Origin of the sequence: Providencia sp. PROV255 (assembly GCF_028478065.1) — a bacterium.
GTDB lineage: Bacteria > Pseudomonadota > Gammaproteobacteria > Enterobacterales > Enterobacteriaceae > Providencia > Providencia rettgeri.
Window position 1 is genome coordinate 177,345 of the sequence record NZ_JAMPMI010000010.1, and the last position, 18,136, is coordinate 195,480.

5 protein-coding genes and 1 pseudogene are annotated in these 18,136 nt (G+C 45.7%); all 6 read right to left on the reverse strand.

Features of this window, described 5'->3' with window-relative positions; all coding sequences use genetic code 11:
- Positions 1 to 152: 152 nt before the first annotated feature.
- The gene (locus PR725_RS12375) at positions 153 to 422 is read right to left on the reverse strand and encodes a colicin immunity domain-containing protein (protein WP_272569214.1); all 270 of its coding nucleotides are present in this window, start codon (positions 420 to 422) and stop codon (positions 153 to 155) included.
- On the reverse strand, positions 419 to 11,152 hold the full coding sequence (locus PR725_RS12380; RefSeq protein WP_272569215.1) for a hemagglutinin repeat-containing protein: 10,734 nt from the start codon (positions 11,150 to 11,152) through the stop codon (positions 419 to 421). Before PR725_RS12380 ends, PR725_RS12375 begins: the two co-directional genes overlap by 4 nt.
- Before the next feature lie 78 nt (positions 11,153 to 11,230).
- Positions 11,231 to 12,958: a ShlB/FhaC/HecB family hemolysin secretion/activation protein gene (locus PR725_RS12385; RefSeq protein ID WP_272569217.1), complete on the reverse strand. Its 1,728-nt coding sequence runs from the start codon at positions 12,956 to 12,958 to the stop codon at positions 11,231 to 11,233.
- Between the two features lie 846 nt (positions 12,959 to 13,804).
- Positions 13,805 to 14,071, reverse strand: a pseudogene (locus tag PR725_RS12390) (GTPase); the annotation flags it as partial.
- A gap of 92 nt (positions 14,072 to 14,163) precedes the next feature.
- Positions 14,164 to 14,877 carry a M48 family metallopeptidase gene (locus PR725_RS12395; RefSeq protein ID WP_272569355.1) on the reverse strand — a complete coding sequence of 238 codons (714 nt, stop codon included), beginning with the start codon at positions 14,875 to 14,877 and terminating at the stop codon, positions 14,164 to 14,166.
- Positions 14,877 to 17,969 (reverse strand): type I restriction endonuclease subunit R, encoded by a 3,093-nt coding sequence (locus PR725_RS12400; protein ID WP_272569219.1) that lies wholly within the window; start codon positions 17,967 to 17,969, stop codon positions 14,877 to 14,879. The genes PR725_RS12395 and PR725_RS12400 overlap by 1 nt, the downstream gene beginning before the upstream one ends.
- Between the last annotated feature and the right edge of the window lie 167 nt (positions 17,970 to 18,136).

Below are 18,136 nucleotides of genomic sequence, written 5' to 3' on the forward strand. Positions count from 1 at the left end.
GGTAATTAGTTGAAGGGGCAGTGGGTAGCAACATAGCTCTCACTAGCCAAGCCGGACAATTGATTATCCAGTTGGCTGAGAGGGAGTAGAGCGTCTGAAGAAATCGCTGTGTGAAGCTATGAGCTCCATTATAATCGCTATAAAAACTAAATTTACCCATTCAATTTATCTAATTCTGCATTTACTTGAATTAGGAGATTTTCATCATTTAATTCATACTCTTCTTTGTCCGACTCTGGGTTGTAAAGATCCGCGATACAAAAAATACTGGAAAGGCACTCACTTAATTTAGCATTATCTTTTAACAACAAATTATGATCTCTTTCTAGTCGATAAAGCTCAATATAAGCTTCGCTAAAAGTTTCAGGTTTTACTCTGCCTTCTACATATGATTTAGTAAACTCCAACAACATATAACTCATCGTAATACTCCATTTTTCATATAATTATCGTACTGTGGGGTTCCTGGTGTAAGCTTGAAACCAGTGACAAAATTACCGGAACTATCCAGTACAACGGCATTATTTGTGTTTGAATTGAAATAAACTTTAGAATCTTTTACAAACCCATAAGTTCCCTTAGGTGCCGTAACCTTATCAGCCATGTGATTGTTAATTGCATTTTCATATTGACGAAGGGTTTCTGGATTTTTCTTTGTTGTTGTTATACCAAAATCAATCGCATGCTTAAATTTTTTGTCTAATTGCTTCTGAGTTATTCCTGTTAAAGCAGAAGAATTATTAGCATTATCTGTATTTGGTAGCGAATTGTTATTACCTTTATTTGAACTATTTTTTTGTTCATCTGCTGGCTGCTTAGAGTTCCCTTTATTACCACTTCCCTTTATCCCGACAACAGAAATTCCAGCACCCGGCACAGCCCCGCCAATTCCAATGTTTTCCCCTGCTTCTTTAGCTATTAATACACCTTTAGCCGTAACTGATAGTGAGTCATAAATTGCTTGAGCACTTTGTGCATTTTCTGCTTTCACAAAATTAACAAGTTGAGCACGATCTTCACTACTCAAATCATCAACAAGGCCAATCCATTTCAAGGCGTCAGCAACATCAATACCGCCATTTAAATCAGACCATGCACCGATAGCAACAGATGAACCACCATCTTTAATTTCAGCAATGGTTTTATCTCTGTTGTCCTCACTGATTTTGCCGTATTTAGCATAAATCCCTTTTTTATCCGCGCCTGTTCTATCCGCTTCTTTAAGTTCTCTCATCATATCAACTACATTTTGAGAGCTCAGATAGTTATTCTCAACCGCATTCTTAGCTGCTTGCGAGCCAGTAATCGCACCGGCCACATCGCCGGTAGTAAGACCACCAGCAAGGCCTGAAGCCAATTGGCTCAACGCACTGACTTGCTGTTTCTCACTTTCACTCAGTTCCCAAATTTCTTTGCCCGGGAAGAGGGTACTCAAGATAACATGAGCCGATAGCTCACCGCCACCAGCACCCAACCCACCTGCAGCAGCGGATTGATTATTCAGCTCAGCGACTACAGCACCCAATACTGCGTGCGCCATGGCATTCGCGGCTTTATTATCTTCGCCAACCTGCTGTTTTATCAACGTTGCTAAGTACGGCGACGAGGCATTTGCCAATGCACCCGCTAAATTATCACCCGCCAGCCCTTGTAGCAATCCAGTAACCGCTTGGGCGGCTTTTTGGAAGTCGCTGCCTGTGCCGTATTGTGCCATGGCGTTGTTGTAGGCTTGGTCTTTGATGGCCTGCTCGGTGGGGGTTTTCCCTGCCGCTTCCAGTTGTTTTTTGGCGATGGCAAGCGCATCGGGGTCTTTCTGGGCTTTCAGGCCAGCAATATCCCCTTCGGTGCGGATGATATCCATGGTCTGATTACCGATTTCACCAATCAACTGGGATTGTTTTAAGCGGTTTTGTTCTTTCTCTTTATCGAATATCGGGTTGATGCTGCCGTCATTGGCATGTTCCGTATCACGATTGAGTTCGTTAACATCCTGTTTTTGTTTGTCGTCATTGCGCACAATGACAGTGCCTTCACTGACGGCAGATTTGGTGGTGCCTTCGGCGTGTCCGCTGTTATTGGCGTTAGAGAGTAACCCGCCCGCGGCATTGGTCACCAGCTGGCTGCCAATCGGGCCACCCGTACCAATCGAACCGCCCGTGTGCTCGGCGGTAAAGTCGGCTTTGTTGTCGATATCTTTCCAGCCTAATGTGCCCGTATCGAGGCGATTTTTGTCTTTGTCCGCCGTTGATGCAATCACCGCGCCATCAAGCTGAGTGTGCTCTTTGACGTTGACATCAAAGCCGCCTTTGCCTGCAAAGATACCGGTTTGCTCTTTCACACTGTCGTAGTTGCTGTGCAGTTTGTCTTGGCTGGCACTGATATTGATAGAAGGTGTACCTGAACCAATCGTGTAACCGCCCCCGACACTGCTCTCTTGCTGTTTGGCGTCATACCGGTCGCTGTCTTGCTGACTTTGCAAGGTGAGGTCACGACCGACATTGACCGTGACTTGTTCACCACTGACTTGTGCTCCTTTGAGGGTGGTATCTTGCCCACTGTTTAAGGTGAGTTTATTGCCTGCATCCAGTGTGGTTTCGGTGTGCGTGAGGCCATTGCCTTTTTCATGGCCTTTGCCTTGGTTGACGGAGGCTGAGACATTGACCCCGTAGCCGCCTGCACCCACGCCTACACCAACCCCGACACTGCTGCCTTTGCTGCTGTTTTTGCTGTTTGTCTGCTCGGTATTTTGGGCCGAGACTAGGTTGATATCCTGTGTGGCAGACAGTGATAAGTCTTTGCCGGCTTTGAGTTCACTGCCGACGACTGTGATATTACCGCTGTCTGGGTTGGTATCTTTGTTTTTACCGGTTGCGGTAATCGACAGGTTCAGCCCTGCATTTAAGGTACTGTCTTGGGATTGGCGGCTGTCGGTATGCGTTTCGCTTTTTGAGGATTGGCTACCATAAGACACGTTGATGCCGACAGTATTGGTGGCATTTTTTCCGGCTTCAGTATTCAGTTTATCCAATTCAACCGCTTGCTGGGCTTGTACACCCGATAATACCGCTTTGGTGTTTTGCAGGGCACTTAAACGACCGTCACTTTCTTTGCGAGCTTGCTGTGCAGTGCTGACGGCAGTATTGAGGGCGCTGCCTGCACTGCCAGAGAGCGAAATACCAAACCCACTTTGCTTGGTTTCAAACGTTTCAGTGCGGGTACGCTCATCATAGCCTGGGTCAATTTGGACGCTGTCACCCGTGAGGTTTAAGTCTTTTTGAGCAATCAGGTCAGCGCCGCCCACATGCAGTTTGTTGCCTGCGGTGATATTGACATTACCTTGTGTGCTGCCAATGGTGCTGACACTTTGGCTTTGGGTGGTGCCTTTTTCATCCACTTCATGGCGAGAAGATTGTTTGCCGACACTAAAGCCAATGCCGCCACTGCTCATGAGGCCGCTTTTTTTCTTCTCTTCGAGAAGATAGTGAGAGTCGGTTTCAGTGGCAGCGGTGATATCCACATTGTTGCCAGCGGTTAAGCTGACATCGTTTTCTGCGACCACCGAGGAACCTTTGACGGTCAGGTCGTTCCCTGCGGTAATGGTGACTTTTTCGCCACTGAGCAAGCTGCCTTTTTCACGGATGGTCTCATCGTGTTGGAGGGTGTGCTCACTGCTGGCACTTAAGAAACCTTTACTGCTACGCTGCTCTTCGACGGTTTTTTTGTTTTCTTCGGTGGCGGTATTGAGCGTCACATTTTGTTTAGCATCAAGGGTAATTTCCCCTTTTTCACTGTGAATAGTGCTGCCCGTCACGGTGATGTCTTTATCACGCGCGGTGATATCGACGCCGTTTTGCCCGCTGAATGTGCTGCCGACCACCTCATGGGATGAGCTCTCATCGACTCGGGAGCCTTTGCTGCTGCCGTTACGAGTTTGTTCTTGGTCTAGCGCGTGAGTGTCTTGGGTTGCTGCTGTGATGGTGACATCTTTCGCTGAGACGCTGATTTTACCTGCTTGGCTATCGACTTGGGCGCCTTCTGCCACCAAGTTATTGCCCGCGTTCAATGAAACGCCTTTGTCACCACTGAGCGTACTGAGCACTAAGCTGTCTTCTTCACGGGCATTGCTGACGGAAGAACCGTTGCCTTGTGCATCGAGTTGGCTTTTATTGGTGGTTTTGTCCGATAGGATATTGATATCACCACCCGCATTGACATCCAGTGTGCCGCCAGCTTGCGCTTGGCTGCCTTTGACGGTGATGTCCTTTCCGGCATTGAGGCTGAGATTTCCACCAGCGCTGAGTTCGCTACTTTGTGCGAGCTGCCATTCGCCGCTGATATGGGCAAGGCCACCAGTCGCATCTAGACCTTCATTACCGCGTTCACCCATCGCTCCCGCAATCACATCAATACTGCCTGTATGGGTACTTTTCACTGCCGTAATGGACAAGTTATCGCGCGCATTAAGCTTGATATCCCCCGTTGCATCCAGTTTAGCGCCTTGCAATTGCACGTCATGGCCACTTAAGGTGATATCGGTGGCACTCATCGTTGCTTGGCGTAGAGCATCTTGTAAGTTGGTGCTTAACGTGAGGCTATCAGCTTGAATATTGATGGTATCCGCTTTGATATCCCCATCACGGTGCATAAATTGTTTCGCATCGACCTCAAGGCCTTTTTCAGCCAACAGGTTTCCTGCATTATCAATGCTGTCAGCGGATAAGTTCAGTGTCTTACCGCTGATCATCGCCCCTTGTTGTGTCAGGCTAAGTGTCGTGTTAGCTAAATAGACTTTCGGAACCCACACCGTTTGTGGGCCTTGTGGTGTATCGAGGGTTTCACTGACTAGCCACACAATGTCTTGTTGCAGGGCGGCGATTTGTGCTGGCGTCAAGGCAACACCGGGACGTAAGTTGAATTCTTCCGCGACCTTAATGCCATTATTCATCAGGTATTGGTACTGCGCCATGGCATCTTCTTCACGCAGGGAAGGGCGACCGGTGAGTTTTAATACTTGTTCGCGGACGAGACGTTGTTCATAGAAGCCATCCCCTAAACGCTTATGCACATCGGCAGGGGAGTAGCCAACACGCTCAAGCAGGTAGTCGCTGCTGATAAATTTGTTTCTGTCAGTAAAGCGCGGGTCGGTGACCACCAAGAATGGGCTGTCCGGGGTTAAGTTTGGACGGAATAAGCCATTATCTGGGATAGAGGTTGCCACATCACCAATGTGTTGTTTTTCGGTTAACGCCAGTTCAGCAGGAAGTAGGGGGCGGTCGATTGGCGAAGTGCCCTCTGTTTGATTGAGTTCAGATTTTCCCTGTTCAGTGACAGTGGTATTGAGGTCTTGTTTATTCACGCTGTCAATATCAAACGCCAGTGGATTACGTTCCCATTCGGCACGTTCCGCTTTAGCCGCATTCATCGCCGCTTCTAACGCCGTGATTTGCGCGGCATTGATGGTGGTATTGGTGATATTAGCACTGGTTATCGAGACATTACCATTACCGGAAATAATGCCATCGATGGTGGTGAGTGCCGTAGTTTTGTCACTACTGGACTGTGGATACCAGTGGCTTTTACTGACATCATAATGATCGGAATAAAATTCTTTACGGCGCTCGTTTACGGAATAGCCAGTATTTTCAATGCGTCCTTTGCCTTTGATATCCAAATCGCCCGTTGAGGTGATGGTGCTGGCATCATTTTTGAGTAAATCCGTGATATTGAGCGTCATATTGCCGCCCGACAAAATGCGCGCGCCAATGCCTTCGGAGATCAATTTGTCACGGGTGACAGAGCCTGTGACCGAACGTTCGCGTATCCAACTAAAATCATCAATACCGGTTGCGGTTGCCACATCAATATGTTGATTCGGATCCCACACTTCATAGCGATATTGGTTGTGCACACGCCATACCGCACCATGGTAAGGCGTTGGTGGAATTTTGATACGTCCCGGTACGCCACGCGACTCATAGAAGGTCATGGCATAACTGCCATCGCTATTGGGGGTGAGCGCCAAATAATTGACCCACAGGGTGGTGACTTGACCATCCTGCTGTTTCACCTTCATTTGTGCGCGTTTATTTTTGGCATCAATGTCTAAGATGGTGCCATACTTGTTATCCAACGCGGCCTGGTCGTTTTGAAAGGTCAACTGTTGCGTGGTCGGTGCCATCGCACTGGGGTCTTTATGGGCCTGAGTTTCAAATGAACGCCAGTAGAAGTTATACAGATGTTTGTTATAACTTTCGCTTTCTGCATCACGTTGGATTTCTAACCCTTCGCGTAAGTTATTGAGCTGACGCGCCGTAATGGAAACGGCGCCTTCGGCTTCAATAAAACTGGCGTTATTTTCAATTAAGTCAGCACTGGTGAGTGCAAGGGTATCGCCACTGTAAATCAGAGCTTGGTCGCGGTTGGTGAGTGTTTTTTCTGTTTGTAGGTCAATGTGTTTTGCTGCCGCAATGGCGGCTTTTTTCCCCTGATTATCCAGCGTTTTGGCTTTCACGCGGATCTCATCACCCATTAAGGTGGCGCTATTATTTAAGGCGTCGACGTCGAGCGTCATCTTATCGGCTTCTAACCGATTCAGGTTATTCAGTTTACCCGTTGTGATAGCGAGGTTTTTACTGACCAATGAGCCTTGATTGGTGAAGTTTAGGCTCGACAAGGTAAAGTCACTGGGTAATAACCAGTCAGTGAGGTTAGTCAAAGCGCCTGCAATATTTAGGGTGACCGATTGGTTACTGGTGAGGGTATCGCCTGCGCGGTGCGTGTAATCCTGCGCCGCGGTCAGCGAAAGCGCTTTTTGGCTTTTGATTGTCCCGCCCTGATTGTTAATAGACTGGGTGTTGATGGCGAGCGCCGAACCACTTTGCAGGGTACCTTGTTGGTTTGAGAGGGCAAGCTGAGCTGAGGTGGACGCTGCATCCGTATTCAGTGCAATATCGCCATTGGCTAACACCTGACCGGATTGGTTATTGAGGGTATTCACCCCCGAAAACGTCAAGCTTTCGTTGCTTTGCAGTCGGCCTTTCGTGTTTTCGATATTTTTAACGGTCAACGTGGTTTCTTTACTGCCGTGAACCAGCCCATTTTCACGGTTATCTAAGGCATTGAGTAACAGGCTGAGACGGCCTTGGCTGCTTAAAATACCGTTATGTCGATTATCCAAGGTCAGCGCAATCAGTTTCAGCGCTTTGGTGGAAACCAGTTGCCCTTGTTGGTTTTGGATATCGGCAGCCGTTAACGTCAAGGTATCACCGCTGTGAATTTTCCCTTGCGTGTTATTCAATTGCGCGATGTTATAAGTGCCCGCGTGTTGGCTAATGAGAGTGCCTTGGGTGTTATCTAGCGCTGTTGCATTCAGCGCAAGCTCGCCGAGGCTACTCACTGTCCCTTGCTGGTTTTTAAAGGTTTTAGTTTCTAGCAACTGGTTTTGATTGCTGAGGATTGACCCTGAGGTGTTATCAATTCGCTCTGTGCTTGTGATATTCAGGGTTTGCTGGCTTTCTATTTTGCCCGACGTATTGTCTAACGTTTTACTGGTTAACGTGAGATTTTCACCACTTTGCAATTTGCCGTGAGCGTTATTGAGTGCTTTTTCAATGGATAACAACAGTTGTTTTTGGCTATACAGTAAACCGCCTTGCGAGTTGTCGACACTCGATGCGCTGAGCTGTAATGTGCCACCGGAAAGTAATTGTCCCTGCAGGTTTCTGACAGATTGCCCTGTGGTAGTGAGGTTTTGACTGGCACTGATTTTGCCTTGGGTGTTATTAATTTCTTTGGCAACCAACAGTGATGCAAAGCCACCCGCTTGCAATGTGCCTTGCTGGTTTTCCAGTGTGTTTGCCGTGAGTTCGACATTTTTCTGGCTTTGAATTTCACCGTTTTGGTTATTCAGTGACTGAGTCTTGGCCTGCCATGAATCTAAGCTACCCATCCAACCCTGTTGGTTGAGAATATTGTGTGCGTTGAGCGTTTGCGCTTGCTGGCTGAAAATGCGCCCATCACGGTTGTCAATCAACTGTGCAACCTGAACATTTAAACGACCAAGGGCATTGATTGCGCCTTGGGCATTGTTGACAAGGTTAGCGCTAATCGCCGTATCACCTTGGCTGGTCAGAATACCGCTTTGGTTATTAAAATCGCCACTGAGGGTGAAGGATAGCGCATTTTGGCTGAGGATTTGGCCTTTTTGCTGATTACTCAGTTGGTTACCGGTTAACGCTAATGTGCCACCACTTTGTAGCAAGCCCGCGGTATTATTGAAATGATTACCTTGCCACTGCAATGTTTTACCCGCGCTGACTTTTCCTTGATTATTATTGAGGTCATTTTGCGTGTTTACGATGAGTTGGTTGCCCGATAACAACTGGCCTTGGGTGTTATCAATATTCTCTGCGTTGAGGTCCGTCTGTTTTCCTGCTTGCAGCGTGCCTTTTTGGTTGTTGATATCCCCTTGGGTATTGAGGGTTAATTGATTGCCTGCTTCCAATAACCCAGACTGATTATTCACATCGCCTTGACTGGTGAGGTCGAGATTTTGGGTCGCAATCACTTTCCCCGTTTGGTTATCCAGTTGGGCGGTATTGATGTTGACGTTCTGGCTGCTGATTTCGCCTTTGGCATTATCAATTTGCGCGGTGGTTGTGATATCAAGGGCTTTACCGGATAGCACTTGGCCGTCACGGTTATCCAATGAAAGGGCAGAGATGAGCGCTTGATTGCCACTTTGCAGTAAACCTGCTTGGTTGGCGAGTTGCTGCCCAATAGACGCGGTTAATGTCTCATTGGCAATCACTTTACCTTTGGTGTTGTCGAACGCATTTTTTGCTGTGATATCAACACTATTTTCACCAACGACTTGCCCTTGCTGGTTGTTAATCTTGTTTGCATTCAGGGCAATGTTTTTGCTGTAAAGCGTTCCGCTTTGGTTATCAAGGTCAGTCGTTGCATTAAGAGCAAGTTGCTCACCAGACAGTATTTTCCCTGTTTGGTTATCAACGTGCTGTGCATCAATGGTCAGTTGAGTATCGCTTTGCACCGTACCTTGTTGGTTGTTAACCAAGTTTTGAGTGGCGATAGTGAGTTTGTCACCTGAGCCAATAAACCCGTTGGCGTTATTCATCTGTTGGCGAGCGACAATATCGAGGGTCGTCTGGCTAATCAGTTTACCCAACGCATTATTGAGATTGTCCGTGGTGACAGTGACTTGCTGGCTGTTAATCGTCCCGGATTGGTTATTCAGCGATTTGCCTGCTTGCAGGTTGACAGCATTCCCTGCGACAAGGTTACCTGCGCGATTATCAATCTGCTCTTTGGCATTCAAGGCCAGTGTAGTTTGGCTTTTAATCGTACCCGATTGGTTATCAATCGTATTCGCTGTTAGGCTTAAATCACCATTCGCCCCGATTTCACCTTGCTGATTATTAACGCTATTTTTCACCTGCCAATCTTGTTGGCTCTTGCTTAACGCAACCAGCCGGCCAGCTTGGTTGTTCAATGAGTCGGCATTGAGCTTGAGGCGATTGGCTTCAATCGCACCGCCTTGGTTATTCAGTTGTCCTGTGAGGGCGAATTGGCTCTCATTTTGCCCTGTTTGTACCCATGTGCCTTTCTGGTTAAATAAATTGTTAGCGCTGACGTTCCATTGCGCGGCTTTGACTTGCACTTGCTGCGCATGAATATCACGCGCACTGTGGAGTTTGACGTTGTTGGCGTCAACCTTGCCTTGAGTGAGGGTGATATCCCCTTGTTTAGCCGCCAGTGACAAGGTGGAGGCAGCAACTTGCGTCTGGCTTAAATCCAGTGACTGGCCTGTTACTGTGACATTTTGTTGACTTAATAGGGTGCCTCGGGTATCAATTTTACCGTCGCTGTTTAAGGTGATATTGGCATCTTTAATAATATTGCTTTTGTTATCACTACCTGCAAGCACGTTGCCTTGGCTGCGAATATCGCCTTTGGCATTGATATTGACATCTTTCAGCGCAGCCAGTGTGCCGGTATTGCTCACTGAGCCTGTTTGGCTTTCCACATTTAAAGTGCCGCCGCTGTGCAACTTACCTTGGTGGTCGATGGCGTCTTTGGCGGTCAAGGTGATATCACTGCCCGCTTGGGTGGTGGCTTGCTGCGATGCGCTGCCCCAAATCAGCTTACCGTTGCTGCTGACGGTTAAGGTTTTATCCGCTTGGATGTGCCCGCCTTGGTTGCGAACACCGACGCCTTTTTCGGTGCCCACCATGTGGATATAACCGCTGTACATGCCGCCCATTTGGCCCATGTCGATAGCAAACTCAGGTTGTGCAGTTTGGCTCTCTATCGGAGTGGCTTTATTGTTAGTATCGACCTTATTTTTACCTGCAACGACGGCAATTTTTTCTTTTGCCCACACCCCGGAGTTAATTTCAACGGCACGGGCGAGCAAATCCACATATTGGGTATCGTGGCGGTTATCGGCATTCAAGCCACCGCCTTCAACACGAATAACCCCGCGCTCGACTTGATACCCCGCAAGGCTACCGTCTTGATTAAATTGCGGTTTACCTGTAGTGAGTGTCATGCGTCCAGCGTTGATGGTACCGCAGCCATTACAGATGATCCCCGAAGGGTTAGCGACAATTACTTGCGCCTTGCCACCCGCCACTTCGAGGAAGCCTTTAATTTGGCTCGGGTTATTGCTGTTGACTTCATTTAGGATAACGCGCGCAGGGGCTTTGTTTGGGTCAAGATTCGGGTTGCCTTGGATCATCCCAGCGGTTTGTGTTGAAGTCATCACCGCCGAATTATTGAGAATGGCGCCACGGTTATCGACATCAAATTGTTTATATTGGTTATGGGAAATACCCGAACCATTTGGTGCCGCAATGTTGACTTGCGGAATGCCATTTTGCGTGTTGATCACATCAGGACGCTGGTTTTTAGGGGCATTGTTATCGGCAATAATGCTGCTCGCCATGGCTGAGCCACCCCACAAGGCTAACCACAGCAGCAGCGAGGTGCGACGCAGAGTGACCCACAGGCGACCACCGTTTGAGCAGCGCGTTTGGCCTGATTCGGTACTACAGCTTTTAGCGAGCTCGGATACAACACGTAATTCCCCGTGAGTGCGGCTGAAAATTAAACGATAACAATGCTTGTTCATGATGATATTCCTTTAAAAACAGTACAGACACGGGTAAAACTGAAAATGTCTACCGACTATCAAATCAATAAAATGCGATTAAATTTCAAGATTGAGGCTAAAGCCTGCACTTGCCCCAGAGGTTTCAAATTTTTTCGGCTTATATAACGGCACGCCGACAAACAGGTCGTAGCTTAAACGTGATGAAATTGAGCCGCGCAGCCCTAATGCGGTTCCCGCTAGCTGGTGCCCTACAAGGTATTTGGTACTTTGGCCTTCAACACGCCCGTAGTCAGCGGCTAAATACAGTTCTTGCCCTTGAGAGAAAGCATTCCATGCCAGTTCGTTGCGCCATAACAGACCTTTTTCACCCGACAGCACTTGTTCGCCATCAAAACCACGGACGGTATAACGTCCACCAATAGACATGCGCTCTTGAGGTGTTAGGGCGTGCTGAGTCCATTGACCACGTAAAGCGGTATTCCAGCGCCAAGGCTGTTCGCCCAACGTGAAGGGCTGATTGAAACTGATGTCCCCAAGAAAAATCCCCACGCGGGCACTGCCGCTGTGGGTATCTTCTTCAGGAGCTCGGCGAGCACCGTAGGCGCCTGTGCCGCGACGCCAGTTGACATTGGCATCGAGAGTGGCATTGCCTAAGAAACTGCGCTGATTAACACCAACTTCCCATCCCGCGGTGCGGCGGCGTTGTTGCTCAATATCAATGTCATTGACTGAGTTACTGGCGGTTTTTCGGTAGGTACGCAAGTTAAGCGTGGTTTTATGGGTTTGGTCGCGAAACAAGAGCCGTGACACGGTAAATTGTGCGGTATCGCTCTTGCCGCTATAACGCAGCACTTCGTTGGCATTAGGAATATTTTGGTGATAGTTATATTCATTATAATTGGCGGCAAAGCCCCAATTGCCAACAGGGATAAAATAGTTCAGGGTGTAAGAGCGGTTACCAAAAGGGCCTTTATCAAACAAATCTTTGCTGATATTGGCGTAAAACATGTCGTTTTGGGCAAACGGGGCATCAATGGCTAGCGTTGCAGAGCCTAAATAGCGCCCGGTACTTTTTGACCCGCTATCATCCAAACCCAAGCTTAATCGTACGGGGCGTTTTTCTTGCCAACTGACCACTAAGTCACTGGTGCCATCAACCGGGCCGGGTTCGATACGTATATCGGCGGTGACATTGGGTACACGTTTAAAGTTTTCCAGCCCTTGCTCAATATCACGTAGATTCAGAATATCGCCTGAGGAAGCAGGAATGGCATTCCACAAGCGTCCACGCCATGAGGTTCCTTCATCAAAACGGATGGCGTTAATTCGCCCCGGCTGAAGCGTGAGCACTAATTCGCCTTGATTCAAATCTTGCTCTTGTGCCATCACACGGGTTGTCACATACCCTTTTTCTAAAATGGCATTTTGGACTTTATTGAGGACTAACAAAATCCCTTGGCTACCCAAGCATTGGCCTTTGGCATCGTTAACGGCCTTTAACGCCCATTGAAAATCTGCAGCGGACTCACCGTCAAGGCGAATAGTGGAAATGGTAAAGCAGGGTTGTTCATTTTGTGGGTAATCAGGCAGTGACAAATCAGGCTGTTGAATACGCGTATCCACAACAGGGTTGTTCTGCTGCTGTAACATGCGCTCACGTTCTTGTTGACGTTGTTGCTCGCGAGCATCAATAGAGAGTGCTTGGTTGACGGGGTCAGCCAATAATGGTGCTGATATAAAACATACGCTGAACAGAGTCCATTTTAAGAACCGGTGTTGCCCGCCACTTTGACGATGCGCGGTGGGTAATGCTTTTGCCTGCATATTTTTGCCTAATTCATTAATCAATACATGTAGTTATCTAACTCAATGAATTAAGGCGGTGCCAGTGATGAAATGTCGATTCAGGGCATCCTTGCTAATATATCCATAAATCCGTTGCGTACGAAATTAAGAGGACAACTTACTTTCATTGAGAATGTTATCTTAAGTTAAATTTACTGTTAACATTTACATAAATTGACAAGAAGAACAATAAGGTGAAATCGCATTTTTTGGTAAATAAAATTTAATTATGAATATAAGCATATGGTTAGTATTTTTGGTTATTTAAATCGTTTTATTTATTTTATCGGTATTTAAATTGGCGGGATGAGGCTGAGTATGACCGTATTGTCAGTAATAATCCTCATAATTTTGTCATAGTCTCTGTTTCATTATGATATAAGCACATTACTCGTCATTTTTATCTGGCTTTATTCCGATATGGAAATGATGGTACCGTCATCTGTACATCATAAATAGGTTTGAGCCTATCTTATCAATAACCAAAGTTAAAATAATGGTCCTTTTACAGTCCTTATCATGAGATTATGCAACAAGGAATTACGGTAAGTGGTTAGCTAATTCATTCGCATTACCATTACGACCCCTCGCTCTACTATATGGATGATTAATAGCCAATTGAATGTTGACAATATGTAAAATATTCATTCCAGGTTGTGGGGGCGTCGAGCTTATGGCGTAGTTTAGTTTCATATAAGAAACTAAGGTGAGGAAGTGAACAGTGGATCTAGTATAAGTTACTTTTTGAGCGAATCATAGCCACAAGATAGTTTGTGGTTATTTTGAGGTTTAGATTAATTCAAACTGTTAGTAAGTCGTTACTTACGGTAAATCAATAAACGTCATTGCATGGCTGCCCATTGCCATGGTGAAACGCTGAGCCCGACGTGTGTAGTCTAAAACAGCACTTACAGGCGACAGTGACGATTGGAATAGTGCGTTAATAAGACGGGATTTTCCAGCTCCTGTCTTGCCCATCAGGCCGATGGTAGGGGAGTAGTTAATTAGGTGGTTGAGTTGATTGAAAAAAGAGGTTTGGAATGAATGAGGTAATGCTGACAGGAGCAGTTTAAAATGAGAGTGCTGAGGCATATTATTCCTTGAAATAAAAGAAAATGATAGCTATTCAAAGAGATAATATATCTGAGATTTATTGTCATATTGAGTAGAACGTCAAATTAACATTAGTACAACCAATGACTGTAGGCCAACGGTGCTTTATTAAGCAAATTTTTACGCTCTTGCCAATCAGGAAGTAGCTTATCCATATAGGCTTTAAATCGTTGATTATGTTTACGTTCAAGTAGGTGAACTAACTCATGAACTAGGATGTATTCTAAACATTCTGGTGGTTTTTTGGCGAGTTCTAAGTTCAACCAAATACGTTTTGCTTGCGTATTACAGCTACCCCATTTGGTTTTCATTTTTCTCACGCCCCAAGCGTCGACAGTGACACCTATTTTGCTTTCCCAAATAGGTAACAAGTCAGCTATTCGCTTTTTAAGTGCTTCACGGTAGTATTCAGTGAGAACTAAAGCCTTTTGCTCAGCAGTTGCAGTATGGCTTACATACAAATGTAATCGCCCACGGCCTAATTTGGTTTCATGCTTTCCTACATGTGTCACAACATTGAGACGATAGCGCCGGCCCCACAAGTAATGGCATTCACCACTAACCATTTCTCGTTCTGATTGGCGGGGTTGTTTTATAAAATTATTCTGCTGTTGTTTAATCCAAGGGATACGACGGATCACTGCCATTCGAATAGCTGTTTCTGTCATAGATACAGGCGCAGACACACGTACACGACCATCTGGCGGTAACACGCTGATATGTAAGTTTTTGATTGTCTTACGGTTCAACTGTATTGCAATTGAACCAATTTCAATCATCGTCATCATTGATACTCTTTTTGCTCTTTAGCGAGTTCCATTACAGCCTGAATATCCAATTCATAACCAGCTGTTTCTTCTCGAATAGCATTGGCAATTTCTCGTTCTTTAAAACGATCTCCAACCCAGTCCGCTTTCTTTGTATAACGAATTGCACTATCAATTTTGGTGGCAAGCAATTCATCTTTGTCAAAGTTATCATAAAAAGCACGTTTGGGATTAGTATCAATTGATGCCGGGTAGTTAGATGCTGTTCGCTCAGGATGCACCACTTTAGCAGCAAGCTCGCGAATTTTCTCGAGGTAATCCTGATATTCAATGGCTTTTTGTCTACGAAGTTCGATCAGTTCATTCAGTAGCACTGACATCTGTTCATAGTATTTAGGGTTAACCGGGTTTTCATCAACAATGATTTTTCGAACGTTATTCTCAATGGCTTCAGCCATGGCCCCCGGATTTTTACGCAGATCCTCGGGCAGGGCATCGACAGCACTGACCCCTTTTTCGACAATTAATTCAATCAAGCCGAGCTCTTCAAAGTCCATAAGTACTTCACTATCATCGGCACGAATATACATATCTAGCAGATGACGCATCGCAGGCTCAAAGCGCTTCATTTCGACGAGATCACCACTTGCAAGCTTCACTTCATCGCGAACTTTTTCATAGTGGCAAACTTCAGATCTAATTGAGTCAACATCATGAGCAGAATACCCTGCATCAGGCATTTCGTTGGCGATATTTGCGAATGCCCGCAGTAACTTGGCAACGCTCTGATATAAGGTTAAACGTAGTGCCTCTTTCTCGGTTAACTCATCTTGATTTAAGCCTGATTCGCCACAAAAATAATGGATATAATCCTCTGTATTTCGTGGTGCTTTTATCGGTTCACATAATGCTCGAACCATTTCCAGCGCACTATCCAAATCGAGTCTCGCTTGCTCTAATCGATCTTTTAGTAAACCAACCACATCTTCCTTGTCATAGCCCTCAAATGCGCCTTGAGTATAATCAGAAATAGCTTTATCTAATGAACGGAACAAATCTTTATAGTCGATGATATAACCGTATTCTTTATCATCACCATCTAGACGGTTAACTCGGCAAATTGCCTGAAACAGGCTGTGATCTGCCATTTGCTTATCAATATACAAGTAAGTGGCAGAAGGCGCATCAAAGCCAGTTAACAATTTATCGACCACAATCAGCAGGCGCATTTGCCCCGGTTCATCAACGAAACGCTTTTTAACTTCCTTTTCAAAATCCTCAACTTTATTAGCTGCTTTGTCTTCAGGTAGTTCGAAGTAGTCTGCTAACATTTTTCGGTAAATATCGTATTTAAAGAGTTTTTCCGTTAAGCCTTCACCAGTCTCCTCACCTTTAATGCTTGTAGGTGTTGGTTGGAAACTGGTGACGATGGCAACCTTACCCGCTAAATCGGTCTGGCTAAACATCTCATAGGCTTTACAGGCCTGATAAACGCTGGAGCAGACTAACATTGCATTACCATGGCCATCCATTAGACGTGGTCTAGTATCCATATCCAGCAAGATATCATTCACAATCTGTTGCAAGCGTGATTTACTGGATAGCACCTTTTGCATGGTGCCCCATTTTAGTTTGAGCTGCGTTTTAGCTATTCGAGATAATCCGCGCGTTTTTGCCTCGAACCACTCATCAACTTTCTTTTGGGAGGTAATGTGTTGGTCTATATCTCTTGCTTCATAGCGTAAATCCAATACTACGCCATCGGCTACAGCCTCATCGAATTTATAGGTATGAATATAAGGACCAAATACCTCAACTGATTTTTTTTTGTCTTTTTTCATCAGAGGAGTACCGGTGAAACCGATAAACATAGCTTCGGGTAAAATGGTCTTCATTGCGTTGTGCAACTTACCAGATTGAGTACGATGGCACTCATCGACAAAGACAAACAGTGCCCCTTTAGCACTGAAACTCGATGGCAGTGATTTTTTCAGTTCTTCAATAAATTCATCAGTCGCAGCATCACTTTCAGGATCAGACTGCCGCCCAAATTTATGCACTAATGAGCAGATCAACCAAGGGTTAGGTTGATTTAACGTGGACACGAGATCTGTACCACTTTTGGTACGATAAATTTCTTCGTCAACCCCCGTAAACACTTTTTCAATCTGTTCGTCAAGTTCAGTTCGGTCAGTCACAATCAGCACTCGAGCATCAGTGACATTTTCCCGTATCCATTTAGCTAACCACACCATCGTTAAGCTTTTACCTGAACCTTGAGTATGCCAGATTATGCCTCCCTCACGCTTTGCGATATGACGCTTGGCGGCCTCAACACCGAAAAACTGGTTGTGGCGACAGGTTTTCTTTGTTCCCGCATCAAAGACAATAAAGTCATGGATAATTTGTAAAAAGCGCGCCTTATTACATACACGGCTTAGGTGAAAATCGAGTTTATAGTCATAATTATTTTCAAGCGGTTCCTTCCACTCAAGATAAAATTTTTCGGGTGTTTCAATTGTGCCGTAACGTAGTCCCTGAGTTTCATTGCCCGCCATCACCAATTGCATCGTGGTGAAGAAATTACGAATAAAATCTTTCTTTTGGTTATCCAGATTTTGGCGAATACCTTCAGAAACAGAGACAGACGAGCGTTTAAGCTCTATCAGACCCAATGCAATACCATTTACGTACAGCACAATATCTGGACGTTTCTTATTTTCACCTTTAATCGAGACTTCTTCTGCTATCGCAAAGTCATTAGCTTCGGGGTTATTCCAATCAATCAACCAAACGGTTTCATTTTGGTGTCCTGCACCTTCTTTATCTTTCACACCGTAACGTAGTAAGCGATAAACCTCTTTATTAGCGTAATAGAGTTTTTTCCCTTCACCCAGCGCGGCGGCTGTATCTAGCTGGCGAATTGTGCGATTGATCAACGCTTCACTTACACCACGCTTTGTTAACCAATCAACAAGGATCTCAACTTCAATATTCTTATTATTTGCACGATCTTGCCAATCACCTAAATAGCGATAACCTAAGTCAGTTTGAAAAAACTGAACGATACGATTTTGGGTGATACGTTCGCGCTGACCTACGTTGCTCATTTTAGCCTCTTATTAATCTGATGCTTGTTAACCTTGTGAATTTGGCAAGACCGAAATATCATGGACGACATTTTAAATTTCAGTGTTGTGCCTAAACTCGACCTATTCTGCTTAACCGGATAATAAACAGAACTATTTTAATAACCGTTACAACTGTTGTGACGTCA